We start from the raw sequence: 23,829 nt of genomic DNA, 5'->3' as shown, positions 1-23,829 counted from the left end.
CACGATTAGGCAGTTTGGATGTGCAAAAATGTTCACCCCCGGAGAGCGTGATCTGGCGGTTGTCTCGGCCTTGGGGCAGGGGCGCAGCCTGTCGGCGGCGGCGCGCTTGCTGGGCGTGGCCCATACGACCGTTGCGCGGCGGCTGGCCGATCTGGAGCACTACTACGGCGCGGAGCTTTTCTTTCGCGGAAGCGAGGGCATGGTGCCCACGACGGCCGGAGAGGCGCTGCTTGCGGCTGCGAGCCGGGCGCGGGCGGAACTGCAGGAGGCCGAGCGGCGGATCAAGGGGCGCGATCTGCGGCTGGAGGGGCGGGTGAGCCTCTCGACGGTGGATCTGCTCGCCGAGCGCTACATGCCGCGCCTTGCCGCCCTGCGCCAGAGCTACCCCGGCATCGACCTCGCGCTGGAAATCTCACCGGAACTGCGCAACCTGTCGCGCCGGGAGGCCGAGATCGGCCTGCGGCTGACGAATGCGCCGGAGCCGCATCTGTTCGGGCGGCAGCTGGAGACGTTGCATTTCTGCGCCTACGCGCGGGCGGATCTGGGAGCGGAGCCGGATTTCATCAGCTACGGCGAGCGCGATTGCGCAGCCCCCGCAAACCGCTGGCTGCGCGCAAACATCGCGCCGGAGCGTCTGCGCGCGCAGGTGCCCACGCCGGGCGTAATGCTGCGCGCCGTGGCTGCGGGGCTGGGGGCGGGATTGCTTCCGCGCGAGATCGCGGGGCAGGATCCTACCTTGCGCTGCCTTGATGTGGAACCTGCGTTCACAATGGGGGTCTGGGTGCTGACGGCACCGGAACTGAAGGAAACCGCGCGGGTGAGGGCCGTGTTGGAGGTTTTGGGGCAGCGATCTGCAAAAGCTGCTTAATCGGGGACGTTGTCGATCCCTGAGCCGCCCAGCGGATGGCAGCGGCAGACCCGGCGCACGCCGAGGTAGGTGCCTTTGATGCCGCCGTGTTTCTCAAGCGCTTCCAGAATATAGGCCGAGCAGGTGGGCTGGTAGCGGCAGTTGAAGCCGACCCAAGGCGAAAACACCAGCCGGTAGGCGCGGATGGGAAGCGCGGCGATATGGGCGAGCGGTGTCATCCGCGTTTCTCCCGTGGCGCTTCGTGCACGCGCCGCAGGGCGTAGCGCATGTCCCCCAGCAGATCTGTGAAAGCGCGCTCTGCGGTGGCGCCGGGGCGGCCGATCAGCACGTAGTCATAGCCGGGCTGCCCGCCCTCAGGCAGCAGCGCGCGGGCCACTTCGCGCAGGCGGCGCTTGGCGCGGTTGCGCGCCACGGCATTGCCCACCTTCTTGGAGCAGGTGAAGCCGACGCGCACCAATGCGGGATCCACGCGCGCAGCCTCCTCGGCGCTGCGGGCGCGGGCCTGTAGCGTGAAGCCGGACGTTCCCTGCCGCCGCGCGCGGGCGGCTTTCAGGAAATCGGCGCGTTTGGTCAGAACCTGCATCGGGGCTTCCAATATGGGCAGTCAGAGCCTAGATAGGCGCGCTCTGGGCGCAGCACAAACGCAAAAACCGCCGACTGCGCGAGGCATCCGACGGTTCGAGCGTTCAAGCCTGACAGGCAAAGAGCTTATGCGGACAGCTCTTTACGGCCCTTCGCACGGCGTGCGTTCAGGATCTTGCGGCCAGCTTTGGTGGCCATGCGCGCACGGAAGCCGTGGCGGCGTTTGCGAACCAGGTTCGAAGGTTGGTAGGTGCGTTTCATCGCCCGTCTCCATCATCAGGTGTCAGCCAGGAATCCCGGATGGATTCGGAGGCCGGTTGCGTTCGAAGCCCGGTCTTTAGAAGCTCATCTGCCGGAAGTCAATTCGCCTAGCCCGTGTTTGTTGCAGGAATTTCCACCTTTTTCGCCATTTGTTACAGGCACTTTGTTACAGCCACCGGCCCGTAGGCGCAAAAAGGCGCGAATCCCGTCACTCCCGATCAAGGCGGCGTGAACGGCCTTACACGGGGTGCGCCAAAATCGCATGTTGAAGCGCAACAGGCAACGCATGGCTTTGGATGAAACGCATGACTGATACCCCCCTGACCGAAAAGCCCGGCATCGTCCGGAGGCTTCCGATGATCGCGATCCTGATCGTGGCTTGTGTCGGGGCCTTCACGCTGCGCGATTACCTTTCGTTTGAAACACTTGCTGCCAACCGCGAGGCCCTGCTGGCTTATCGCGACGCCCACTACCTGCTCACGGCGCTGCTGTTCATGGGTGTCTACATCCTGATCGTAGGCTTTTCGCTCCCCGGTGCCACAGTGGCGACGCTCACCGGCGGCTTCCTCTTCGGTGTCTTCCCCGGCGCGCTGTTCAACGTGCTGGCGGCTACGATCGGGGCGACGGCCATCTTCCTTGCCGCCAAATGGGGCATGGGCGAGCGGCTTTCGGCGCGGATGGACAGCTCGCAAGGAGCCGTCAAGAAGATCAAGGACGGGATCGACGACAACCAGTGGTCAATGCTCTTCCTGATCCGGCTGGTGCCCGTGGTGCCCTTCTTCGTGGCCAATCTCGTGCCCGCGCTTGTAGGCGTGCCGCTTTACCGCTTCGTCATCTCCACTTTCCTCGGCATCATCCCGGGCGGCATCGTCTATACCTCCGTGGGTGCTGGGCTGGGTGAGGTGTTCGCGCGCGGCGAGACGCCGAACCTCGGCATCATCTTCGAGCCGCAGATCCTGCTGCCCATCCTCGGCCTCTGTGCCCTGGCAGCCCTTCCCATCCTCCTCAAGGCCGTGACCGGCAAGAAAGGCCTGTAAGCCATGAAGAAGATCAAAACCGATATCTGCGTGATCGGCGCGGGCTCCGGCGGGCTTTCGGTGGCGGCAGGGGCCGTGCAGATGGGGGCGGAGGTCGTCCTGCTGGAAGGCCACAAGATGGGCGGCGACTGCCTCAACTTCGGCTGCGTGCCCTCCAAGGCGCTGCTGGCGGCAGGCAAACACGCCCATGCCATGGGCACAGGCCGCCCCTTCGGCGTGACGCCGGTGCTGCCCGAGGTGAGCTACGGCGCGGCCAAGGATCATGTGCACAAGGTGATAGAAACCATCGAGCCGGTGGACAGCCAGGAGCGGTTTGAGGGCCTTGGCGTGAAGGTGATCCGCGAGTTCGGCCATTTCATCTCGGAGAGCGAGGTGCAGGCGGGCGACACGGTGATCTCCGCCCGCCGTTTCGTGATCGCCACCGGCTCCGGCCCCTTCGTGCCGCCGATCCCCGGCCTTGCAGATGTGCCTTACCTCACGAATGAAACGCTTTTTGATCTGCGCGAGCAGCCCGGCCACTTGCTGATCATCGGTGGCGGCCCTATCGGGCTAGAGATGGCGCAGGCGCATCGGCGGCTGGGCAGCGAGGTGACGGTGATCGAAGGCGAAAAGGCGCTAGGCAAGGATGATCCCGAAATCTCCGCCATCGCGCTTGAACGCCTGCGCGCCGAGGGCATCGTGATCGAGGAAGGCACGAAGGCGGCGCAGGTATCCGGCGCGGCAGGCGCAATCACCGTGGAGGCCGAGGACGGCCGCCGCTTCACCGGCACCCACCTTCTGGTGGCCGTGGGGCGCAAGGTGAATGTTGAAAACCTTAGGTTGGAGGCCGCCGGGGTGGACTACACCCGGCAAGGCGTCACCGTTGGCCCCGATCTGCGCAGCAGCAACCGCCGCGTCTATGCCATCGGCGATGTGGCCGGAGGTTTCCAGTTCACCCATGTGGCGGGCTACCACGCGGGGGTCATCATCCGCTCTATTCTCTTTGGTCTGCCCTCGAAGGCGCGCACAGACCACATTCCGTGGGCCACATACACCGATCCCGAGATCGCGCAGGTCGGCCTGACGGAGGCACAGGCGCGCGCGGCGCATGGCGAGGCGCTAACCGTGGCGCGCTTTGCCTTTGAAGAGAATGACCGCGCCATCGCGGAAGGCCGCACCACCGGGCTGATCAAAGTCATGGTGGTGAAGGGCCGCCCCGTGGGGGCGTCCATCGTCGGGGCGCAGGCGGGCGATCTGATCGGCGTCTGGTCGCTTGCCATCGCAAACAAGTTGAAAATGTCCGCCGTTGCCAACATGATAGCCCCCTATCCGACGCTGGGCGAGGTCAACAAGCGGGCGGCGGGGGCTTACTTCTCGCCGAAGCTGTTTGACAATCCGACAGTAAAAAAGGTTGTTGGCTTCGTGCAGAAATACCTGCCGTAGCCGCAGGCAGGGCAGGGTGTAGGCCAGGGAGATAACGCGCGCCATGTTCCTCAGATCGCTATCCGGGCGCTTCCTGATGCTGACGGTGCTCTTCGTCATGCTGGCGGAGGTGATGATCTTCGTGCCCTCTGTGGCGCGCTTCCGGGAGGATTATCTGCTGCTGAAGCTCGAGAAGGCGCAGATCGCCTCGCTCGCGCTGCTGGCCAACGACATGATCGACCCGGATCTGGAGGCCGAGCTTCTGAGCAATGCGGGCGTCTTCAACGTGGTGCTACGGCGCGACGAGGTGCGCCAGCTTATCCTGTCTTCCCCGATGCCCGCCCCGATCGACAACACGGTGGATCTGCGCGATGCCAGCGCCTGGGTACTGATCCGCGACGCGATGATGCGGCTCGTGGACCCGGACCCGGAGGTGATCCGGGTTATCGGCCAGCCCGTGCGCGAGGCGGGGCTCTTGATCGAGATCACCACCGAAACCGATTCCTTGCGCGCCGCGATGATCGACTACGGCATCCGCATCCTGATCCTGTCGGCCGTCATCTCGGCCTTTACGGCCGTTCTTCTGTTCCTTGCCGTGCGTGGCTTCCTCGTCACGCCGATCAAACGGGTTGTGGCGGCGATGCAGAGCTATGCCGTCGCGCCGGAGGATGCCCGCCGCATTATCCAGCCGAGCGCGGGCATTACCGAGTTGCGTGAGGCAGAGGAAGCGCTGCAATCCATGCAGACGGAACTGACAAGCGCCCTGCGCCAAAAAGAGCGGCTGGCCCAGCTTGGTGGCGCGGTGGCCAAGGTGAGCCACGATCTGCGCAATATCCTGACGACGGCGCAGCTGTTCACTGACCGGATGGAGATCAGCAGCGATCCCGCAGTGCAACGCGCGGTGCCCAAGCTGATGGGCTCGATCAGCCGCGCGGTGAACTTGTGCGAATCCACGCTCGCCTTCGGCAAGGCCGAGGAACCCGCCCCGATGCTCAACCGCTTCCCGCTGGCCACGCTGGTGGAGGATGTGGTTGTGAGCGAATCTCTGGCCGGCCAAGAGGAAGGGGTGTCGATCGAAAGCACCGTGGCGGCCGATTTCGTGCTGCGCGCCGATCCCGAACAGCTCTACCGCGTGCTCTCCAACCTCACCCGCAACGCGCGGCAGGCTATCGCCGCCACCGGCACGCCCGGCACGGTGACGATTGCCGCTGAGGAAGACAGCGCGGCCTGGATCATCCATGTGCGTGACACCGGCCCCGGCCTGCCGCCCAAGGCGCGGGAGCATCTGTTCAAGCCGTTTCAGGGCGGCACACGCAAGGGCGGCACCGGGCTTGGCCTCGCGATTGCCGCCGAACTGGTGCGCGGCCATGGCGGCAAGCTGGAGCTTTTGCGCAGCGATGAAACCGGCAGCGCCTTCGCCGTCTGGCTGCCCAAAGGCGAAATTTCATGGGATGACCCGACGGCATGAAAAAAGTGCGTTTTCGCTCTTGCGCTCCCCAGACGGCAGGTCTAAACACCGCCTCACCCCAAGCGGACTGGTAGCTCAGTTGGATAGAGTACTTGACTACGAATCAAGGGGTCGGGGGTTCGAATCCTCCCCAGTCCGCCACTTTCCTCCCTGCATGACAGCCTAGAGATCAGCCCGAACGGGCCTGCGCGATCGCGTCGGGGTTTGCCGTTTTCCGGCGGGCCGCTACCTTCCTGCCATGCGTCTTTTCCTTGCTCTGCTCCTGTTGCCGACTCAGACACTCGCGTGGGAGTTCACGCCCCGGCCGATCTGCACGCTATCCCATGACTCGGAGGCCGCGCGGATGACGGTGGTGTTTGATCCAGCGGTGCCTGTCTATCGCCTCGACGTGACCCTGAAATCCGCCCCTTGGGCCGCCAGCCCGACCTTCGGCATGGCCTTTGAAGGGGGCAGGGCGATCACCATCGGCACCGACAGGCATTCGGTTGAGGGCCAAACCCTTTCCGTCAGCGATAGGGGCTTTGGCAATGTGCTCGACGGGCTGGAGTTCAACACGCGCGCCACGGCCTTCACCGGATCTCAGGGCGTTGCTGTATCGCTCGATGGGGCCGCAGCCCCGGTGCGTGCCTTTCGGGCCTGCGCCCGCCAGCTTCCCGCACTGTCCTGAGGGGCGAAGCGCGAAAAAGCTGGCCAAAAGCCGCCCATTCCCCGACAAGCCTCTTGATCGGCAGACCTCATTCAGCAGAGTAACCTACCACAGCAGCAACCCATTTGAGCCCCGATGCGATTCCTGATCCTGACCGCCGCCGCCCTTCTGTCTGCCTGTGGCAGCGCCCCGAAAGACACCGGACCCGAGCTGATGCGGCTGTACCCGGGCGAAACGCCCGAGCTGCGGGCGATGATCAATCAAACCGCCGATGAACACGGCGTGCCGCGCAGCCTTGTGCACCGGGTGATCCAGCGCGAAAGCGATTACCGCCCCGGCGCGCGCAACGGCCCCTACTATGGGCTGATGCAGATCCTGCCCGCCACCGCAGGCCAGATGGGCTTTTCCGGCAAGCCGTCCGATTTGCTGGATGCCCAGACCAACCTCGACTACGCGGTGAAATACCTTCGCGGGGCCTGGCTTGTGGCTGATGGCAATGAGCCGGAAGCGGTGATGTGGTACGCGCGCGGTTACTACTATGAGGCGCGCAACCGCTGCATGCTGGTGGAAACCGGCCTGCGCGATACCGAAGTGCGCAAATACTGCGGCTAGGGCTTAGCCCTCCCGAGCGGCCTCGATCGTGGCGATGTCGATCTTCTTCATGGTGAGCATGGCGTCGAAGACGCGCGCGGCGGCCGCGCCGCCTGCGGCCATGGCCTCGGTCAGCACGCGCGGGGTGATCTGCCACGACACGCCCCAGCGATCCCGGCACCAGCCGCACATGCTTTCGGTCCCGCCGTTGCGCACGATGGCATCCCAATAGCGATCGGTTTCGTCCTGCGTATCCGTTGCGATCTGGAAGGAAAACGCCTCGCCGTGGGTGAAGTGATCACCGCCGTTCACCCCGAGGCAAGGCAGGCCGAGCACGGTGAACTCCACCGTCAGCACCGCCCCTGCCTTGGTCGAAGGGTTGTCTGAAGGTGCGCGCGCGATGGCCCCCATGTGGCTGTCGGGGAAGGTGCTGGTGTAAAAGCGTGCGGCGGCTTCAGCCTCATGGCCAAGCATCAGGCAGAGGCGGGCAGGCGGGATTTCGCGCATCAATCGGGCTCCTTCGGCGGGATGGCTGATCCTACCACGTCGGCAGGCCCTTGGGTTTGAAATCCGCGTTGCCCTGTGCCGCGCCGCCGGTCTACACAGGCGGTCCCAGACCGCTTGTTCCCGGAGATCCCCTTGAGCACTGCCGCCCAAATCGCCCCCCAGGTCGCCGCCCGCATCGCCCATGCCATTGCCGCCGAAATCAGCGCCCGCCCCCAGCAGGTGGAAGCCGCGCTGAAGCTCTTGGACGAGGGCGCGACGGTGCCTTTCGTGGCCCGCTACCGCAAGGAAGTGACGGGCGGGCTGGATGATACCCAGCTGCGCACGCTGGCTGACCGCTCCGCTTATCTGCGCGAGCTGGAAGATCGCCGCGCCGCTATCACTGCCTCGATCAAGGAGCAGGGCAAGCTGACCGACGATCTGGCGAAATCCATCGCCGGGGCGCAAACCAAGGCTGCGCTAGAAGACATCTATCTGCCCTACAAGCCCAAGCGCCGCACCCGCGCCATGATCGCGCGGGAGAACGGGCTGGAGCCGCTGCTGGAAGCGATTCTGGTGGATCGTGCGGCCGCGCCTGAGGCGCTGGCGCAGGGCTACCTGACCGAGAACGTCGCCGATGCCAAAGCCGCACTCGATGGCGCGCGTGACATGCTGACGGAGCGGCTGTCCGAGACCGCGCCGCTGCTCGCGGATCTGCGTGGCTTCATGCAGAAGGAGGCCTTCCTCACCGCAACCGTGGTGGAAGGCAAGGAACAGGAAGGCGCGAAATTTTCCGATTACTTCGCCCACCGCGAGCGCTGGGCCGATGTGCCCTCGCACCGGGCGCTGGCCATGCTGCGCGCCTCCAAGGAAGGCATCGTGACGCTGGAAATCGCCCCCGATCCCGAAACCGGCGCTGACCGCGCGGTGGGGATCATCACGCGCACCATCGGCATCGAGGGCAACGCGCCGGGCGATGAGTGGCTGCGCAAGGTCGCGGGCTGGACATGGCGGGTGAAACTCTCGACCTCCATGTTCCTCGATCTGCTGGGCGATCTGCGCGCCCGCGCCCATGAGGAAGCGATCAACGTTTTTGCGCGTAACCTCAAGGATCTGCTGCTCGCCGCCCCCGCCGGCCCCCGCGCCACGCTGGGGCTTGATCCGGGCATCCGCACCGGGGTGAAGGCCGCTGTGGTGGATTCCACTGGCCGCCTGCTCGCCACCGAAACGCTTTACCCCTTCCAGCCCAAGAACGATCTGCGCGGCGCGATGCATTCGGTGCTGAGCCTCGTGGCCAAACATGGCGTGGAGCTGATCGCCATCGGCAACGGCACCGCCAGCCGTGAGACCGAGCGTATGGTCACCGAAGCGCTGAAAATGATCCCCAAGGGCCAGAAGCTGCCCACGAAAGTGGTGGTGTCGGAGGCCGGGGCTTCGGTCTATTCCGCATCTGAGCTGGCCGCGCGGGAGTTTCCGGATCTGGACGTTTCGCTGCGCGGGGCCGTTTCCATTGCGCGGCGGCTGCAGGATCCGCTGGCCGAACTGGTGAAGATCGAGCCGAAATCCATCGGCGTCGGCCAGTACCAGCACGATGTGGACCAGCACCGTCTGGCGAAATCGCTGGAGGCCGTGGTGGAAGATGCGGTGAACGCCGTGGGCGTGGATCTGAACACCGCTTCTGCCGCGCTGCTGACCCATGTTTCGGGGTTGGGGCCGAGCCTTGCGGAGGCCGTCGTGGCCCATCGCGATGCACGCGGTGCTTTCACCTCCCGCAAGGAGCTGCTGGAGGTCGCCCGCCTCGGGCCGCACGCCTTTGAGCAATGCGCGGGGTTTCTGCGCATCAACGGCGGGGCCGAGCCGCTGGACGCCTCCGCCGTGCACCCGGAAGCCTACAGCGTGGCGCGCAAGATCGTCGCCGCCTGCGGGCGCGATCTGCGCAGCCTGATGGGCGATGAAAAGGCGCTCAAAGCCCTGCGCGCGGAGGATTTCGTGGAGGAGAATTTCGGCCTGCCTACGGTGCGCGATATCCTCTCGGAGCTTGAAAAGCCCGGCCGCGATCCGCGCCCCAGCTTCAAGACGGCCGCCTTCACCGACGGGGTTGAGGAGATCACCGATCTGAAGCCCGGCATGGTGCTGGAAGGCACCGTCACCAATGTGGCCGCCTTCGGCGCTTTCGTCGATATCGGGGTGCATCAGGACGGGCTGGTGCACGTCAGCCAGCTGGCCGACCGTTTCGTGAAGGATCCCCATGAGGTGGTGAAAGCGGGCGACGTGGTGCGCGTCCGGGTGACGGATGTGGACGTGCCCCGCAAGCGCATCGGGCTTTCGATGCGCAAGGATGGTGGTACTTCGGCCAAGGACTCCCGCGCGGAGCGTGGGGCCGCGCCGAAGCCTTCGGGCGGTGCACGGGGCAAGCAGCCGCCGCGCAAGGGCGGGGCCGCGCCGAAAGAGGCTGGCAACGGCGCGCTGGGCGCCGCGCTGCTGGACGCGATGCGCAAGAAATAAAGCGAAACGCCCGGCGCTTGCCGCCGGGCTGGCCTGCCCATTTCCGTTGCATCGGGGGCTTCGCCGCCCTATCAAAAACCCATGGAAACCGCCGCGAAATCCACCATTTCCGACCGTATCACGGAGGCTCTGAGCGATCAGATCATCCGGGGCGATCTGGCACCGGATGAAAAGCTGCGGCAGGATCACATTGCCCGAGCGTTTGAGACAAGCCACGTGCCCGTGCGCGAGGCTTTCCTGCGGCTTCAGGCGCGCGGGCTGGCGGTTTCGCTGCCCCGGCGCGGGATGCGCGTGGCCCCGTTCAACCCGTCGGAAATGCGCGAGATCCGCGAGATGCGGCTGGCACTGGAGCCTGTCGCCCTGCGCCACTCCGTGCCGCGCCTGACGCCTGTGCAGCTGCAAGAGGCCGAAGCCGCCCGCGTGGCCTGCGATGAGGCGGGCGATATCGCCACATGGGAGGCCGAGAACCGCCGCTTTCACCGCGCAATCCTCGCCGCTTGCGCCATGCCCCGGATGCTCGATCAGATCGACGATCTGCACCGGCTGAGCGGTCGCTACCTGCTGGCGACTTACCGCAGCCACTGGGAAGAGCGCAGCGACCGCGATCACCGCGCGATCATGGTGGCGATTTCGCAGAAGAACGCTGAAAGCGCGGTGGCCATTCTGCAGCGGCATTTGAAGCGGTTGGGTTAGAAAAACGCCATTGAGAAGCGCTGAGCGTCCGCCCGGGTGGGCGCGGAACGCGCCCGCCGTTGTGCTGGAAGCACACCTTCGGTGTGACGGGCGGGCGAACGCGTGCCCGTCACTGGCGTGACGGGCGGTTGGATCTAGCGCTTGCGCGCCACCAAATAGCTCGGCGCATAGGTCAGGCGCACGCCGTCCTCACCGCCAAACCGCGCCTCGTAGGCCGCACAGAAGGCGGCCAGATCCGCGCGTCCCCAACGGTGGCCGGTGCCGCCGTTCACGCCCGTGTCGCGCAGGTGGCGCAGCACGGCGCGGGCGGAGTCAAACCGCAGAGTGATCTCCTGATCCTGCGCGCAAGCGATCTCGATACCTTCCGGCAACAGCGCGGCCATCCCCGCTGCATCGCGATACCCCGGCGCGCCCTCGGGCAGTCCAAGCGCGCGTAACTCCGGGAAATGGGCAGGGCCATAGGCCGACAGCAGCAGCCAGCCGCCCGGTACAAGCGCTTCGCAGAGCCGCCTAAGCAGCGGGGCCGGGTCGGGCAACCATTGCAAGGTGGAGGCCGAGGCGATCACGTCATACGGACCAGAAAACGGCAGGGCTTCCACGGGGCCGGGCAGGAAATGGAACGCAGCCCCGGGCACCAGCGCGCGCAGACCGTCGGCGCAGACCGGCACCAAATCGTTGGCGGTAAAGGTGCTTGGTGCCAGTGTCGAGAGATGCTGAGTCAGAAAACCGGTGCCCGCGCCGAATTCGAAGATGCGCTCTGCCGTGTTTAGCCCCTGTCCCTGCGCCACAGTGAACAGATGTTCAGCCGCCTGCGCCTGCGCCACGGCAGACCGTGAATAGCTCGCCAGCCCACGCGTGAAGCTACGGGCCACGCGGCGCTGGTCGGGCAGGGGCTGGAAGCAATCCTTCATGGCAACAGATCCTCCCAGCGGGAGAGCGTGGCGAAAGGCACATGGGGCGCGTCGATCTCGCGGATCGGTGTCCCGGTAAAGGCCCTGCGCAGGTTGGCGGGCGGGAAGATGCGATCCTGCGTGGCGATCACGGCAAGATCCCAAGCCACGACGGGCGCTGCGCCGCGTGCTTTCACGGCGGTCAGTTCCTCGCCAAGCGCCGCAATGTCCACGTCGCCCGGCGTGACGGGCGCGCCGTAGCAAAGGCTGGCGAAAGCGGCGAAGCTCTCCTGCGAAAGACCCTCTTGCGTAGCCTCATAGGTGCGCGGCGGGATGCCGAGGCGGCGGTCCACCGGGGCGGGGCTGCCGCACAGGGCGATGCGGGTGTCGAACCCGTCCTTCCGCCCGGCCTGCCAATGGCCATAGGCGGCAACGCCGAAGGACCATGCCACGAGGGTGCGGGAAGAATAGCCGGTGAAATCCGGCAGGTCTGCATCGAGCCTTCGGTAATCGCGCAGCCAGTAGAGATCGGCATCGCAGGGCAGGCCGGCGGCGGCTTCAGGCCCCAGCCCCCAGCCGCCAAAGACGCAGATCACACGCTCCGCGCCGCCCTGCCTGATCCACGCGCCGTCCATCAGAGCACCCCGGCCAGATGCACCATCGCGCCGGTGATGCGGGAGAGATCGTCTGGCTCCGTCACGAAGGGCGGCATCGTGTAGATGTTGCGGCCAAAAGGGCGCAGCCAGACGCCGAGCTCCTTGCTGATCGGGTGCGCCTGCGCGGCGCTCACCGTGTGATCCATCTCGATCACGCCAATCGCACCCAGCACGCGCACATCCGCGACGCCGGGCAGATCGCGCGCCGGGGCAAGCTCCGCCGCCATCTGCGCTTCGATCCTGGCCACCTGCGCCTGCCAGTCGCCTTCCTGCAGCAGCGCGAGACTGGCCCCGGCCGCGGCGCAGGCGAGCGGGTTGCCCATGAAGGTCGGCCCATGCATGAACACACCCGGCTCCGCCCCGCCGATCCCCTCGGCCACATTGTCCGAGGCCACCGTGGCCGCGAAGGACATGGTGCCGCCGGTGATCGCCTTGCCGAGGCAGATAATGTCGGGCGTGATCTGGGTGTGATCAGTGGCGAAGGCCTTGCCGGTGCGGCCAAAGCCGGTGGCGATTTCGTCAAAGATCAGCAGAACGCCATGGGCATTGCAGAGCGCACGGGCGGCGTTGAGGTATTCGGGGTGGTAGAAATACATCCCGCCCGCGCCTTGCACCACCGGCTCAAGGATCAGCGCGGCGATCTCGCTGCCGTGGGTTTCAAGACAGGCGGCAAGGCTTGCTAGCCCGTTGGCGGCGGGATCCTCGACCCAGTCCTGCCAGAAAGCGATGGGTGGGGTGTCCACGAAATGCTGCACCGAAAGCGCGCCCTTGAAGATGTGGTGCATGCCCGTGACAGGATCGCAGACGCTCATCGCCTTCCACGTATCGCCGTGGTAGCCCGAGCGGATCGAAGCGAACCGGCTGCGCCCCGTCTGGCCGATGGAGTGCTGGTATTGCACGGCCATCTTCATCGCCACTTCCACGGCGACCGAGCCGCTGTCGCAGTAGAAGATGCGGGTCAGGCCCTCGGGCAGCATTGCCAGCAGGCGCTGGCCGAGCTCTACAGCGGGCGGATGGGTGAGGCCGCCGAACATCACATGGGGCATCTGATCCAGCTGGGCCTTCACCGCACCGATGATAGCCGGGTGGTTGTGGCCGTGAATGGCGCTCCACCAGCTCGACATGGCGTCGATCATCGCAGTGCCATCCTCGAGATAGATCCGCACGCCTTCGGTGCGCACGGCCATATGCGTCGGCCCCGGCGCGGTGACGGAGGTGTAGGGGTGCCAGAGGTGGTGGGCGTCGAATTCGAGCGGCGTCATGGGGTGCCTCTGAAATCGGTGATGTCAAAGGAATCGGCAAAGGCGCTGCGCAGGGTGGCGGGGGTGAGATCGGCCAGAATAGGCAGGCGGCCAAGGCGGCGGGTGCCGCTGAACTGGGTGATGGTGTCCTCCACCGCCTCCTCGGCATCCCCGATGAAGGCCACGCCGAGCACGGTGCAGCCCGCCTCGCGTAGGGCGCGGAAGGAAAGCAGCGTGTGGTTGATCGTGCCAAGCTGGGTGCGCGCGCAGAGCACCACGGGGGCCTGCCAGCGGGCGATGACGTCCAGATAGAGCGCGCGGCGGTTGAGCGGCACCAGAAGGCCGCCCGCGCCTTCCACCACTAGCGGGCCCTCAAGGGCGGGCAGGGTGAGGCTTGTATCGTCGATCTCTGTGCCTTCGGCCTCGGCAGAGAGATGCGGCGAGGCGGGCAGCTGCAGGCGGTAGGCTTCGGGCAGCACGGGCTGGCCGGACAGCCGGGCGACGATCTGGCTGTCGGTTTCTTCCTCCAGCCCCGATTGCACGGGTTTCCAATAGGTTGCGGCAAGCGCCTGCGTGAGGCCGGCGGAGAAGATCGTCTTGCCGATGCCGGTGTCCGTGCCGGTGACGATGATCGGTGTCATGCGGGTTCCAGAACGGTGCAGAGCGCGGTGACCATCTCGGCCACGGCGGTATCTGTTGGGTTGAGCGTGAGCGAAATGCGCAGGCGGGAGGTGCCGCGCGGCACGGTGGGCGGGCGGATGCCGCGAATGTCGAAGCCCTCTGCCTGCAGCGCGGCGGCGGCCTCCATCGTGGCGTGATCGCCGCCGATGATCACGGGCAGGATCTGGGTGGCTTGCGCGGGCAGCGCGATACGGCCAGCGCAAAGCGCGCGCACCTCGGAGATGCGGGCCTGAAGGCGGGCCTGCCGTTCGGGCTGGCTTTGCAAGAGCCCCAGCGAAGCGCGCAGGATCGCCGCCGTGAGGGGCGCTGGCGCAGTGGCGAAGATGAAGCCCCGCGCGCGGTTGATCAGCGTGTCGATCAGGCGCGCATCGCCGCAGACCAGCGCGCCGGAGGCCCCAAGCCCCTTGCCGCCGGTGTGCAGCGTCAGAACGTTCTCGCGATCGGCAAAGGGGTGCGACAGCCCGCGCCCCAGATCGCCGAAGACGCCGGTGGCATGGGCCTCGTCCACCACGCAGATCGCGCCGAAACGGTCGGCCAGCGCCATCAGATCTGCAATCGGGGCCAGATCGCCGTCCATGCTGTAGAGGCTTTCAAAGCAGAGCCAGATCAGCCCGGTGTTGCCGGCGTCGCGCCAGGCGCGCAGCTTGTCTTCGGCATCCTGCGCGTCGTTATGGGCGAAGGACTGCGTTTCGGCGCGGCCCAGCCGCATGCCGTCGTGACTTGAGGCATGGATCAGCGCGTCATGCAGGATCAGATCGCCCTGCCGGGGCAGGGCGGAAAGGATCGCCGTATTGGCCACGAAGCCGCCCTGCATGAACAGCGCGGCCTGCGTGCCAAAGAAGGCGGCTGCTTCAGCTTCCAGCGCCTCATGTTCCGCATGATTGCCACGCAGAAGGCGCGAGGCCCCGGCCCCGACAGGCACGCCGCGCGCAAGGGCGGCTTGCGCGGCCTGCGCAAGCTCGGGGGCCTGTGCGAGGCCGAGGTAATCGTTGGAGGCAAAATCATGCCCGCCCGCCGGGATCAGCGCGCGGCGGCGGCCACGGGCCGCAAGCGAGGCCAGCGCCTCGGCATGACGGGTGAGCAGGCTCACGCGGCAGCGCCTATTTCGCGCCGTCGCAGCCCGGCGCCATCGCCTGAATGCCGAGGCGGGAGAAGAGCGCGACGTCGTGATCTTCTTCCGGGTTGTCCGCCGTCAGCAGCGTGTCGCCCACGAAGATCGAGTTCGCACCGGCAAAGAAGCACATCGCCTGCATCTCGTCGCTCATCTCGGTGCGGCCTGCAGAGAGGCGCACGTGGGATTTCGGCATCAGGATGCGCGCAAGCGCAATCGTGCGCACGAATTCCAGCGGGTCGAGCGGGGCCACATCGGCCAGCGGCGTATCGGGAATGGCGATCAGCTGGTTGATCGGCACGCTGTCGGGATGCGCGGGCAGGGTGGCCAGCGCCAGCAGCATATCGATGCGGTCCATCTGCTCCTCGCCCATGCCGATGATCCCACCAGCACAGACCTTGATGCCCGCCTCACGCACGCGGTTCAGCGTGTCGATCCGGTCGGCAAAGGTGCGGGTGGTGATGATTTCCTCGTAGTAGCGCTCGGAGGTGTCGATGTTGTGGTTGTAGTAATCGAGCCCCGCGCCCTTGAGCTGGATGACCTGATCGTCATCGAGCATGCCCAGCGTCATGCAGGTTTCCATGCCCATCGCCTTCACGCCCTCGACCATGGCCACGAGCTGATCCATGTCGCGCTCTTTCGGAGAGCGCCAGGCGGCGCCCATGCAGTAACGTGTTGCGCCGGCGTCCTTGGCCTTGCGGGCTTCCGACAGCACACGCTCCACTTCGATCAGCTTGGAGGCCGAGAGCTTCGCGCCGTTGCGGGCCGATTGCGAACAGTAAGCGCAATCCTCCGGGCAGCCGCCGGTTTTGATCGACAGCAGCTTGGACATCTGCACTTGGTTCGGATCGAAATGCGCCCGGTGCACGGTTTGCGCCTGGAACAGGAGATCGTTGAAGGGCTGGTTGTAGAGGGCTTCGGCTTCTTCGCGTGTCCAGTCGGTGCGCACGCTCGTGTCGATGTTGTCCAGCACTGTAGGGCTCCTGGCGATGGCTGTGGTTTTTTGTAGATTGTTCAAAGCGCGCCGAAGGTCAATGCCTAATAATTATAGATAAAGTTGTATTGTGTCAGGCCTGTAGGGAATTTGTGAGGCTTTTGGCGGATTTGTGCCACGCTGGCGCAAGGGCGGCTTGGGGTATCTCAAAAACCTGTTGCGCGGGCGCGGATTTCCGCCTTTGTCTCGCATCCGGAAACGGGGTAACGATTACAAGAATGACGAGGAACGAGCTGGATCGGTTGATCGCCTGTCCGACCTGCGACCTGCTCCATGAGGTCGTGGATGTCGCGCCGGGCCACAAGGCACGCTGCCGGCGCTGCCATACGCTGCTGATCGCGCCGCGGCGGCAGTCGATGGATGTTGCCATTGCGCTGGCGCTTACCACCGCCATGCTGATGATCGGCGCGGTGAGCTTTCCCTTCCTGACCATGAGCCAGTCCGGGCTTGAGCAGTCCACCTCGATCCTTGGCCTCGTGACGATCTTTTCCGGCGGCTGGATGATCGTGGCGGGGGCCTTCGTGGCGCTCAACGTGATTGCCTTGCCCTTGGTGCGCGCGGGCGCGCTGATCTATACGCTGCTGCCCCTGAGGCTGGGCCGCAAGCCCGCGCCCGGGGCCAAGCAGGTGTTTCTCTTCGCGCAATGGCTGCTGCCCTGGGCGATGACGGAAATCTTCATCGTCGGCACGATGGTGGCGCTGGTGAAACTGATGGGGCTGGCCTCGGTCGGCTTCGGGCCTGCCTTCTGGCTGTATTGCATCCTCGTGGTCGTCGTGGCCTTCAAGGATGCCTCTGTTTGCAAGTGGACGATATGGAAACTGCTGAACCAGCCCGCCGCGGCCTGACCGCGCGCCAAGCCGGGCTGGTGGGCTGCGTGCGATGCGGCACAGTCCATGAGCCGGGCACGCGCGCCTGCCGCACCTGCGGCGCGCGCCTGCATTCGCGCGACCGGATGAGCCTGCAGCACGTCTGGGCCTGGTGGTTTGCCGGGCTCTGCGCCTATATCCCCGCCAACATGCTGCCGATGCTGCGCACCGACCTGCTGGGCACGTCGATCGACAGCACCATCATCGGCGGCGTTGTCGAGTTCATTGCCCATGGCGATTATTTCGTCGGCATCGTCGTGCTGCTGGCCTCCGTCGCCATTCCCGTGGGCAAGTTCATTGCCGTGGCCTATCTCGCGCTGAGCGTGCAGTTCGGCCTGAAGATCCGCAAACACCGCCGACATGTGCTCTATGAAGCGGTGGAGTTCATTGGCCGCTGGTCGATGGTTGATGTGTTCGTCGTGGCCCTGACGGCGGCGCTTGTGCAACTGGGCTTCGTGATCACCATCGTGCCGGGCCCCGGCGCTGTGTGCTTTGCCGTCTCTGTTGCCTTCACGATGATTGCAGCCCAAAGCTTTGACACAAGATCGATCTGGGACCGCCTAGAAGGACAGGAAGAACAGTGACCGATACACCTCCCAATTCCACCACGATGATGGTGGAGCCGCCCAAACGCTCCTTCCTGAGCCGGATCTCGCTTGTCTGGCTGATCCCGCTGATCTCCCTCGCGGGGGCGCTGTATTTTGCCTACACCGCCTACCGCGATCAGGATGTGCCGATCGTGATCGAGTTCTCCGAGGCCAATGGCATCAAGGCCCATTCCACGGTGATCAAGTTCCGCGACGTGGACGTGGGCCATGTGGAAGAGGTGACCTTCTCCGAGGATCTGAGCACCGTGCTCGTCCATGCGGCCATCGATCCTGAGATGGCGCATTTTCTGGATGCGGACACCGAGTTCTGGGTTGTGAGCGCTGAAGTGAGCGCGCAGGGCATCAGCGGGCTCGATACGGTTCTGTCCGGCGCCTATATCGCGGCAAGTTGGGACAGTACGCCCGGAACCGCGAAGCGAGAATTCGTTGGCCTCGACGATGCGCCGCTCGTTGCGAACAACAAGCCGGGCACCCGGATCACCCTGCGGTCGCAGAACACGGGCTCTGTTTCCGTCGGCGCCCCCCTGCTGCTGCGCGGGATCGGCGTGGGGAAGGTCGAGAGCGTGAAGCTTTCTGACGCGGGGGATTCCGTGCTGTTCTCGGCCTTTGTCGATGCGCCCTATGATGATTTCATCACCACCGGCACCCGCTTCTGGAACGCCTCCGGCATCAACGTGTCGCTGGGCAGCGGCGGGCTGAACCTCAACGTCGACAGCCTGACCTCCATCGTGCAGGGCGGCATCGTGTTTGATACGCTCTTCTCCGGCGGCGATCCGCTGGGCAGTACCCCTGTGTTCGATCTCTACCGCAACGAGGAAGAGGCGCGAAACAGCCTGTTTGATGACAGCCTCGATAGCCTCGTCTACCTGTCGAGCGAGTTTGAAGGCAACCTGCGCGGGCTGAAAGTGGGGGCGGAAGTCTCCTACAACGGGCTCAAGGTGGGCGAGGTGACGGAAATGTCCGCCCGCGTGCACACCGACGACAACGGCGAGGAAAGCGTTCGCCTTGTGGCCAATTTCGCCGTGCAGCCCAACCGTCTGGGCCTGAACCCGGATGAGGAAAACGACACCACGCTGGCCTTCCTGAACGAGCTGGTGAAACGCGGCCTGCGGGCGCAGATCTCCTCTCAGGGCCTGCTGGCCTCCAGCCTGTTCATCGCGCTCGTGGAAGCGCCCGAGGCGGAGCCGGCGCAGATCAACCTTTTCGCCACGCCTTACCCGAGCTTCCCGACGATCCCGGCTGCACCCGATACGCTGGCCAGCGCTGCCGAGGGCGTGCTGGAGCGTGTGGGCAACCTGCCGATTGAAGAGCTTCTGGATGAGGCCATCCAGACGCTCGCCAGCATCCGCACCGTGGCCGGGGATCCGCGCATCCGCGAGATTCCGGGCTCCGTGGCCGATGTGCTGCAGGGCGTCGAGGGCATCGTGACCAACGAGAAACTGCAATCCATCCCGGATGATCTGAGCGGCGCGATTGCCGATCTGCGCAGCATTCTGGATCAGGTCGAGGAAAGCAGCGCCATCGCCAGCCTGACCTCGGTTCTGGGAAGCGCCGATGTGGCCGCCAAACAGGTGGCCGAGGCCAGCGAGACGCTGCCGGGCCTTGTGCAGGAGATCGAGGTGCTGGTGCAGAACATCAACGCGCTGCCGTTGGGCGACATCGCGGCCTCCGCGAGCGAGCTTCTGGCGAGTGCCGATCAAATCGTCTCCTCTGAGGCGCTGCAGGCGATGCCGGAAGATCTGGCCGCCTCGGTGGCCGAGGTGCGCCGCCTTCTGGAAGAGCTGGAAGGCGGGCAGGCGATAGCCAAGCTGACGGCGGTTCTGGACAACGCCAATGTGGCGGCGGCCAATGTGGCCACGGCCAGCAGCGAGTTCCCGGAGCTTCTGGACAACATCAACACCGTTGTCGCGACGCTGGGCGAGCTGCCGATGGGCGAGGTGGTGACTTCGGCCAACGACATGATCCAGAGCATCGACAGCTTCATGCGGGCCGATGGCATGCAGGCAATGCCGGCAGAGCTGACCGGCACGCTCACCGAACTGCGCGGCATTCTGGCCGATGTGCAGGAAGGTGGCGCCGTGGCCAACCTCAACGCCGCGCTTGCGGATGTGAGCACGGCGGCGGCCAATGTCAGCAGCGCCTCTGAAGGCCTGCCCCAGCTTATGGAAGACATCGACGCGCTGGTGCAGAAGGCCGAGAGCCTGCCGCTTGAGGATCTGGCAGCCTCTGCCAACGACGTGCTGCAAAGCGCCGATACGCTGATCGCCTCGGAAGGGATGCAGGCGCTGCCCGCCTCGCTCTCCGCGGCTCTGGATCAGGTGCGCGCGGTGCTGGACGAGCTGCAGCAGGGCGGGGCGGTCGAGAACCTCAACCGCACGCTGGCCTCTGCCGAAAACGCCGCCGACGAGGTGGCCAAGGCGGCCCAGAGCCTGCCGGAACTGGTGGAGCGGCTTGATCGCCTCGCCAGCACCGCCGAAGCCACGCTGGCCGCTTATGGTGGCGGCTCGCCGATCAACCGCGAGGCGGTTCTCGCGGTGCGCGCCGTGCGCCAGGCTGCCGAGGATGCCAGCTCGCTGGCGAAAACGATCCAGCGCAAACCCAATGCGCTTCTGACGGGGAGATAAGAATGAACTTCGTGGCAAAAGGCTTTTCCGCTTTCGTGGTCGCCCTTGGTCTGGCGGCCTGCAGCGGGCCGTCCGATCTCTACCTGCTCCCCGAGCAACCCGTCGCCCAAAAGCTGGGCACCGCGGCGCGCACGGTGGAGGTCGAGACGATCAACCTGCCGGATTACGCCAAGGATGTGGGCATCGCCGTGCTCACGGAGAACGGCGTGCTGCGTGCGCAGGATGGGGTCGAATGGGCGGATTCGCCGGATCGCGCGATGACGCTCGTGCTGGCGGGCAATCTCGATGCGGCACTTTCGGCGCAGGTGGCCCCCGCGCCGTGGCCCTTCCTCACCCCGGCGGATGTGCTGGTGGTGGTGAACGTGTCGAAATCCCACGGCACGCTGGGCGGCAGCCTGACGTTTGCCGGGCAGTACTTCCTGACCTCGCCTGCCGGTGGACCGCTGGAGCGCGCGCAGCGGTTCAACATCGTGGTGCCGGTGAACGGCGAGGGGCTGACCAGCCTCGCGGATGCGCAATCGCGCGCTATTGCCCAGCTCGCCGGCCAGATCGCACAGGACATCTCTCGCGTGAGCCGGGGTCAGGTTTAAGGGGAAAAGCCCGGCGGGCACCGCCGGGCAGCCCCCGCCCGCCCCCCAGGCGGGGGCTTTCAGCCCCCACCTGCGGGCTGGGGCCGCCCTCTGGGGTGGATGACAACGAAAAAGCCCGCGCCTGATCGGCACGGGCTTGCTTTTCACCTGAAGGGGGGGGCGTTACTTCGGGCGGCTGACCACTTTCACCTCAAGGAAATCCTCGATCCCGAAGTGGCCACCTTCGCGGCCCAGCCCGCTCATCTTGTAGCCGCCGAAGGGGCTGCCGTAGCCCATGTCCTCGCCGTTGATATGCACCATCCCGGCGCGCAGTTGGGTGGAGACGCGCTCGGCGCGCTCGGCATCGCCCGTCTGGATGTAGGCGGCCAGCCCGTAGGGCGTGTCGTTGGCGATCTCGATGGCCTCGTCTTCGCTCTCGAAGGGGATCATCGCCAGCACCGGGCCAAAGACCTCCTCCTGCGCGATGCGCATGCCGTTGTGGACATCGGCAAAGACGGTCGGCTTCACGAAATACCCCACGTTGCGACCATCAGGCTTGCCGGTGCCGCCCGCCACAAGCCGCGCGCCCTCATCGATGGCGGCCTGAATCAGGGTCTGCACGCGGTCATACTGCAGCTGGCTCACGAGCGGGCCGATGTGGCTGCCTTCTTCCGCCGGATCGCCCACCACGGTGGCCTCGGCAGCGGCCTGCGCCACGGTGACGGCCTGATCGTAGACGCTCTTTTCCACGATCATCCGGGTCGGCGCGTTGCAGGACTGGCCGGTGTTCTGGAAGCAGTGGCGCACGCCGCGCTTCACGGCGGCCTCCACATCGGTGTCGGCGAAGACGAGGTTCGGGCTCTTGCCGCCCAGTTCCAACGTCACGCGCTTCACGGTGGCGGCCGCATCGCGGGCCACGGCGGTGCCGCCACGCGTGGAGCCGGTGAAGGACATCATATCCACCCGCGGATGACGCGAGAGCGCCGCGCCGACCACCGGGCCTTCGCCGTTCACGAGGTTGAACACACCCGCCGGCACGCCCGCTTCATCCAGCACCTCGGCATAGAGCATGGCGTCGATCGGGGTCAGTTCGGACGGCTTCAACACCATGGTGCAGCCCGCCGCCAGCGCCGGCAGCACCTTCAGCACGATCTGGTTCATCGGCCAGTTCCACGGCGTGATCAGCCCGCAGACGCCGATGGGCTCGCGCAGGATGGTGTCGCCGTTGACATTGGTGGAGCGGAAGGCGGTTTCTTTCAGCCCCTGCAGGAAGCCTTCCAGATGGCCCACGCCCACGGCCGCCTGTGCGTTCTTCGACAGCGAGGCCGGGGCCCCCATTTCCTGCGTGATTGTGGTGGCGAACTCGTCGTAGCGGCGCTTGTAGACGGCAAGGATGCTTTCCAGAAGCGCGATGCGATCTTCAACGCTGGTGCGGCTGTAGCTCGCGAATGCGGCGCGGGCGGCGGCGACGGCGGCCTCCACGTCGGCTTCGCTGCCCATGGAGATGGTGGCAAAGACCTCTTCGGTGGCCGGGTTGATCACCCCAAAATCATTCGGCGTGGCCGGATCGACCCACGCGCCGTTGATGTAGAACTTGCGTCTGTCCAGGATTGCCATGCAACCCTCCCTTGGTTTTTGCGTTTCTAAAGTTTGTCGCGCAGGGCGAAATAGACCATGGCCAGCACCAGCAGCGGATGGCGCATGGCCACCCCGCCGGGGAAGCGCCGGGTGGGCACCTGCGCCATGATATCGAAGCGTTCGGCTTGGCCCTGTACCGTTTCCGCCGCCAGTTTGCCTCCCAGCGTCGCCATGGCCACGCCGTGGCCGGAATAGCCGCTCGCCGAGAGCACATGGCCGCGCAGGCGGGCGAAATGGGGCATGCGATTCATGGTGATGCCGAGCGTTCCGCCCCAGGCGTAATCGACCCGCGTTTCGGCCAGTTGCGGGAAGATCTCGAGCATCGGCTTGCGCACCTTGGCGGCGATGTCCGCGGGGAAGCGGTAGCCGTAGCTTTCGGTGCCGCCAAAGAGCAGGCGGCGATCCTCAGAAAAGCGGAAGTAGTTGATCACGAATTTGCTGTCGGCCACGGCGTGGTTGTGGGCGATCAGCTTTTCGGCGGCCTCCTCGCTCATCGGTTCGGTGGCGAGGATGTAATTGTTGATCGGCATGACGCGCGGCGCGACCTGCCCGTCGAGATTGCCCAGATAGCCGTTGCAGCCCATCACCACGAAACGCGCGGTGATTTTGGCTTGAGCGGTGGAGACGATGGCCGGTTCGGCCATGTCGATCCCTGTTACGGTGCTTTGTTCATAGAGGCGCACCCCGGCGTCTTGCGCCATGCGGGCAAGGCCGAAGGCGTAGCGCAGCGGGTGGATGTGGCCGCCGCCCATGTCGAGGCTGCCGCCATAGTAGGCGGGGCTGTCGACGAGTGAACGGATCTCCTCGGGGCCGATGGCGCGGATCTTGTCGTAGCCGTATTCGGTCTGCAGCTTCTCGGCGTAGGCCTTGGAATGGGGCACGTAGCGGGCGCGGTGATCGGCGTGCAGGATGCCGGGGGTGAAGGCGGTGTCCATGCCGCCCTCGGTGATCAAGGTTTTGACCAGATCCACACTCTCGAGCGAAAGATCCCAGAGCGCGCGGGCGTGATCCTTGCCCAGCATCGCTTCCAACTCGTCCTGCTCCAGCCGCTGACCGGTGCCGACCTGCCCGCCGTTGCGCCCCGAGGCGCCGAAGCCCACGCGCTGGGCTTCCAGCAGCACCACGTCATAGCCCGCGCGCGCCAGATGCAGGGCGGCGGAGAGGCCGGTGAAGCCGCCGCCGATCACGCAGACATCGCACGTCAGATCGCCTTGTGCGGCAGGGAAGGGGGGCAGTTCGGTGGCGCTCTCGGCGTACCAGCTTTTCGGGTAGCGGCCCGGCGTGTCGTTGGCGGTCAGGATGTCGAGCATTGCGTGCCTCTTAGGATTCTTAGTTTGCCCGGCGGCACGCCGGGCAGCGCCCGCCCCGCCCCATGGGCGGGCGCTTTGCTTCCCACCCCGGGGCGGGCGCTGCCCT

Annotated in this window: 24 protein-coding genes and 1 tRNA gene; 13 read left to right on the top strand and 12 right to left on the bottom strand. The window is 65.7% G+C overall.

Annotation, left to right across the window (positions count from 1 at the left end; translation table 11 throughout):
* Positions 1-28 precede the first annotated feature (28 nt).
* Positions 29-868, top strand: a complete 840-nt coding sequence (locus KVX96_RS15145) for a LysR family transcriptional regulator (protein ID WP_261195543.1) — start codon at positions 29-31, stop codon at positions 866-868.
* Here KVX96_RS15145 and yidD read toward each other — a convergent pair.
* The 3 genes from yidD to rpmH form a co-directional block, all read right to left on the bottom strand.
* A complete protein-coding gene (gene yidD / locus KVX96_RS15140; RefSeq protein ID WP_261195542.1) occupies positions 865-1,086 on the bottom strand; it encodes a membrane protein insertion efficiency factor YidD in 222 nt (73 codons plus the stop codon). The genes KVX96_RS15145 and yidD overlap by 4 nt on opposite strands.
* The gene (gene rnpA / locus KVX96_RS15135; protein ID WP_261195541.1) at positions 1,083-1,451 is read right to left on the bottom strand and encodes a ribonuclease P protein component; all 369 of its coding nucleotides are present in this window, start codon (positions 1,449-1,451) and stop codon (positions 1,083-1,085) included. The genes yidD and rnpA overlap by 4 nt, the downstream gene beginning before the upstream one ends.
* Positions 1,452-1,576: 125 nt before the next feature.
* On the bottom strand, positions 1,577-1,711 hold the full coding sequence (gene rpmH, locus KVX96_RS15130) for a 50S ribosomal protein L34 (protein WP_261195540.1): 135 nt from the start codon (positions 1,709-1,711) through the stop codon (positions 1,577-1,579).
* Positions 1,712-2,016: 305 nt separating this feature from the next.
* On the opposite strand from rpmH, the gene KVX96_RS15125 reads away from it, so the two are divergent.
* The 6 genes from KVX96_RS15125 to KVX96_RS15100 all read left to right on the top strand — a co-directional run bounded on the left by KVX96_RS15125 (position 2,017) and on the right by KVX96_RS15100 (position 6,875).
* Positions 2,017-2,748, top strand: a complete 732-nt coding sequence (locus KVX96_RS15125) for a TVP38/TMEM64 family protein (RefSeq protein WP_261195539.1) — start codon at positions 2,017-2,019, stop codon at positions 2,746-2,748.
* Positions 2,749-2,751: 3 nt separating this feature from the next.
* On the top strand, positions 2,752-4,170 hold the full coding sequence (locus tag KVX96_RS15120; RefSeq protein WP_261195538.1) for a dihydrolipoyl dehydrogenase family protein: 1,419 nt from the start codon (positions 2,752-2,754) through the stop codon (positions 4,168-4,170).
* Between the two features lie 43 nt (positions 4,171-4,213).
* Positions 4,214-5,617 (top strand): sensor histidine kinase, encoded by a 1,404-nt coding sequence (locus KVX96_RS15115; RefSeq protein WP_261195537.1) that lies wholly within the window; start codon positions 4,214-4,216, stop codon positions 5,615-5,617.
* 64 nt (positions 5,618-5,681) lie between these two features.
* Positions 5,682-5,758: transfer RNA gene (locus tag KVX96_RS15110), tRNA-Arg, on the top strand.
* A gap of 97 nt (positions 5,759-5,855) precedes the next feature.
* Positions 5,856-6,284 carry an excinuclease ABC subunit B gene (locus tag KVX96_RS15105; RefSeq protein WP_261195536.1) on the top strand — a complete coding sequence of 143 codons (429 nt, stop codon included), beginning with the start codon at positions 5,856-5,858 and terminating at the stop codon, positions 6,282-6,284.
* 114 nt (positions 6,285-6,398) lie between these two features.
* The gene (locus tag KVX96_RS15100) at positions 6,399-6,875 is read left to right on the top strand and encodes a lytic transglycosylase domain-containing protein (protein WP_261195535.1); all 477 of its coding nucleotides are present in this window, start codon (positions 6,399-6,401) and stop codon (positions 6,873-6,875) included.
* 3 nt (positions 6,876-6,878) lie between these two features.
* On the opposite strand, the gene KVX96_RS15095 is transcribed toward KVX96_RS15100, so the two are convergent.
* A complete protein-coding gene (locus KVX96_RS15095; RefSeq protein WP_261195534.1) occupies positions 6,879-7,361 on the bottom strand; it encodes a VOC family protein in 483 nt (160 codons plus the stop codon).
* A 132-nt stretch (positions 7,362-7,493) separates the two neighbouring features.
* On the opposite strand from KVX96_RS15095, the gene KVX96_RS15090 reads away from it, so the two are divergent.
* The gene (locus KVX96_RS15090) at positions 7,494-9,842 is read left to right on the top strand and encodes a Tex family protein (protein WP_261195533.1); all 2,349 of its coding nucleotides are present in this window, start codon (positions 7,494-7,496) and stop codon (positions 9,840-9,842) included.
* A gap of 81 nt (positions 9,843-9,923) precedes the next feature.
* Positions 9,924-10,535 carry a GntR family transcriptional regulator gene (locus KVX96_RS15085; RefSeq protein ID WP_261195532.1) on the top strand — a complete coding sequence of 204 codons (612 nt, stop codon included), beginning with the start codon at positions 9,924-9,926 and terminating at the stop codon, positions 10,533-10,535.
* A 134-nt stretch (positions 10,536-10,669) separates the two neighbouring features.
* Here the strand turns inward: KVX96_RS15085 and KVX96_RS15080 are convergent, their stop codons facing one another.
* From KVX96_RS15080 to bioB, 6 genes are read right to left on the bottom strand one after another with little or no spacing between them, the layout of a single operon-like run.
* Positions 10,670-11,446, bottom strand: a complete 777-nt coding sequence (locus KVX96_RS15080; protein WP_261195531.1) for a methyltransferase domain-containing protein — start codon at positions 11,444-11,446, stop codon at positions 10,670-10,672.
* A complete protein-coding gene (locus KVX96_RS15075; RefSeq protein ID WP_261195530.1) occupies positions 11,443-12,060 on the bottom strand; it encodes a pimeloyl-ACP methyl esterase BioG family protein in 618 nt (205 codons plus the stop codon). Before KVX96_RS15075 ends, KVX96_RS15080 begins: the two co-directional genes overlap by 4 nt.
* A complete protein-coding gene (gene bioA / locus KVX96_RS15070) occupies positions 12,060-13,343 on the bottom strand; it encodes an adenosylmethionine--8-amino-7-oxononanoate transaminase (RefSeq protein WP_261195529.1) in 1,284 nt (427 codons plus the stop codon). Before bioA ends, KVX96_RS15075 begins: the two co-directional genes overlap by 1 nt.
* A complete protein-coding gene (bioD, locus tag KVX96_RS15065) occupies positions 13,340-13,963 on the bottom strand; it encodes a dethiobiotin synthase (protein ID WP_261195528.1) in 624 nt (207 codons plus the stop codon). Before bioD ends, bioA begins: the two co-directional genes overlap by 4 nt.
* Positions 13,960-15,093: an 8-amino-7-oxononanoate synthase gene (locus KVX96_RS15060; protein ID WP_261195527.1), complete on the bottom strand. Its 1,134-nt coding sequence runs from the start codon at positions 15,091-15,093 to the stop codon at positions 13,960-13,962. The genes bioD and KVX96_RS15060 overlap by 4 nt, the downstream gene beginning before the upstream one ends.
* Before the next feature lie 10 nt (positions 15,094-15,103).
* A complete protein-coding gene (bioB, locus tag KVX96_RS15055; protein ID WP_409977135.1) occupies positions 15,104-16,084 on the bottom strand; it encodes a biotin synthase BioB in 981 nt (326 codons plus the stop codon).
* Positions 16,085-16,326: 242 nt separating this feature from the next.
* Between bioB and KVX96_RS15050 the strand changes: the two genes are divergently transcribed.
* Genes KVX96_RS15050 through KVX96_RS15035 form a run of 4 tightly spaced genes read left to right on the top strand, consistent with a single transcriptional unit; the run spans position 16,327 to position 20,796 of the window.
* Positions 16,327-16,953, top strand: a complete 627-nt coding sequence (locus KVX96_RS15050; protein WP_261195524.1) for a paraquat-inducible protein A — start codon at positions 16,327-16,329, stop codon at positions 16,951-16,953.
* The gene (locus KVX96_RS15045) at positions 16,920-17,558 is read left to right on the top strand and encodes a paraquat-inducible protein A (protein ID WP_261195522.1); all 639 of its coding nucleotides are present in this window, start codon (positions 16,920-16,922) and stop codon (positions 17,556-17,558) included. The genes KVX96_RS15050 and KVX96_RS15045 overlap by 34 nt, the downstream gene beginning before the upstream one ends.
* Positions 17,555-20,206, top strand: a complete 2,652-nt coding sequence (locus tag KVX96_RS15040) for an MlaD family protein (protein ID WP_261195520.1) — start codon at positions 17,555-17,557, stop codon at positions 20,204-20,206. Before KVX96_RS15045 ends, KVX96_RS15040 begins: the two co-directional genes overlap by 4 nt.
* Before the next feature lie 2 nt (positions 20,207-20,208).
* Positions 20,209-20,796, top strand: a complete 588-nt coding sequence (locus KVX96_RS15035; protein WP_261195518.1) for a membrane integrity-associated transporter subunit PqiC — start codon at positions 20,209-20,211, stop codon at positions 20,794-20,796.
* 162 nt (positions 20,797-20,958) lie between these two features.
* Here KVX96_RS15035 and KVX96_RS15030 read toward each other — a convergent pair whose 3' ends face one another.
* Positions 20,959-22,392 (bottom strand): aldehyde dehydrogenase family protein, encoded by a 1,434-nt coding sequence (locus tag KVX96_RS15030; RefSeq protein ID WP_261195516.1) that lies wholly within the window; start codon positions 22,390-22,392, stop codon positions 20,959-20,961.
* Positions 22,393-22,418: 26 nt separating this feature from the next.
* Positions 22,419-23,723, bottom strand: coding sequence for an NAD(P)/FAD-dependent oxidoreductase (locus tag KVX96_RS15025; RefSeq protein ID WP_261195514.1), 1,305 nt, complete (start codon positions 23,721-23,723; stop codon positions 22,419-22,421).
* Positions 23,724-23,829 lie beyond the last annotated feature (106 nt).

Origin of the sequence: Pseudoruegeria sp. SHC-113 (assembly GCF_025376885.1) — a bacterium.
In the GTDB taxonomy this organism is placed as follows: Bacteria; Pseudomonadota; Alphaproteobacteria; order Rhodobacterales; family Rhodobacteraceae; genus Pseudoruegeria.
Note: the sequence above shows the minus strand (reverse complement) of the source record. Positions and strands in the feature narration are given on the sequence as shown.

What these genes read in the sequence shown, in the direction of transcription:
- bioA (WP_261195529.1), bottom strand. Translation starts at nt 13,343, where the DNA reads ATGACGCCGCTCGAATTCGACGCCCACCACCTCTGGCACCCCTACACC.
- KVX96_RS15105 (WP_261195536.1), top strand. Translation starts at nt 5,856, where the DNA reads ATGCGTCTTTTCCTTGCTCTGCTCCTGTTGCCGACTCAGACACTCGCG.
- KVX96_RS15030 (WP_261195516.1), bottom strand. Translation starts at nt 22,392, where the DNA reads ATGGCAATCCTGGACAGACGCAAGTTCTACATCAACGGCGCGTGGGTC.
- KVX96_RS15100 (WP_261195535.1), top strand. Translation starts at nt 6,399, where the DNA reads ATGCGATTCCTGATCCTGACCGCCGCCGCCCTTCTGTCTGCCTGTGGC.
- KVX96_RS15095 (WP_261195534.1), bottom strand. Translation starts at nt 7,361, where the DNA reads ATGCGCGAAATCCCGCCTGCCCGCCTCTGCCTGATGCTTGGCCATGAG.
- rnpA (WP_261195541.1), bottom strand. Translation starts at nt 1,451, where the DNA reads ATGCAGGTTCTGACCAAACGCGCCGATTTCCTGAAAGCCGCCCGCGCG.
- KVX96_RS15145 (WP_261195543.1), top strand. Translation starts at nt 29, where the DNA reads ATGTTCACCCCCGGAGAGCGTGATCTGGCGGTTGTCTCGGCCTTGGGG.
- rpmH (WP_261195540.1), bottom strand. Translation starts at nt 1,711, where the DNA reads ATGAAACGCACCTACCAACCTTCGAACCTGGTTCGCAAACGCCGCCAC.
- bioD (WP_261195528.1), bottom strand. Translation starts at nt 13,963, where the DNA reads ATGACACCGATCATCGTCACCGGCACGGACACCGGCATCGGCAAGACG.
- KVX96_RS15035 (WP_261195518.1), top strand. Translation starts at nt 20,209, where the DNA reads ATGAACTTCGTGGCAAAAGGCTTTTCCGCTTTCGTGGTCGCCCTTGGT.
- KVX96_RS15080 (WP_261195531.1), bottom strand. Translation starts at nt 11,446, where the DNA reads ATGAAGGATTGCTTCCAGCCCCTGCCCGACCAGCGCCGCGTGGCCCGT.
- KVX96_RS15025 (WP_261195514.1), bottom strand. Translation starts at nt 23,723, where the DNA reads ATGCTCGACATCCTGACCGCCAACGACACGCCGGGCCGCTACCCGAAA.
- KVX96_RS15075 (WP_261195530.1), bottom strand. Translation starts at nt 12,060, where the DNA reads ATGGACGGCGCGTGGATCAGGCAGGGCGGCGCGGAGCGTGTGATCTGC.
- KVX96_RS15050 (WP_261195524.1), top strand. Translation starts at nt 16,327, where the DNA reads ATGACGAGGAACGAGCTGGATCGGTTGATCGCCTGTCCGACCTGCGAC.
- KVX96_RS15120 (WP_261195538.1), top strand. Translation starts at nt 2,752, where the DNA reads ATGAAGAAGATCAAAACCGATATCTGCGTGATCGGCGCGGGCTCCGGC.
- yidD (WP_261195542.1), bottom strand. Translation starts at nt 1,086, where the DNA reads ATGACACCGCTCGCCCATATCGCCGCGCTTCCCATCCGCGCCTACCGG.
- KVX96_RS15085 (WP_261195532.1), top strand. Translation starts at nt 9,924, where the DNA reads ATGGAAACCGCCGCGAAATCCACCATTTCCGACCGTATCACGGAGGCT.
- KVX96_RS15125 (WP_261195539.1), top strand. Translation starts at nt 2,017, where the DNA reads ATGACTGATACCCCCCTGACCGAAAAGCCCGGCATCGTCCGGAGGCTT.
- KVX96_RS15045 (WP_261195522.1), top strand. Translation starts at nt 16,920, where the DNA reads ATGGAAACTGCTGAACCAGCCCGCCGCGGCCTGACCGCGCGCCAAGCC.
- KVX96_RS15115 (WP_261195537.1), top strand. Translation starts at nt 4,214, where the DNA reads ATGTTCCTCAGATCGCTATCCGGGCGCTTCCTGATGCTGACGGTGCTC.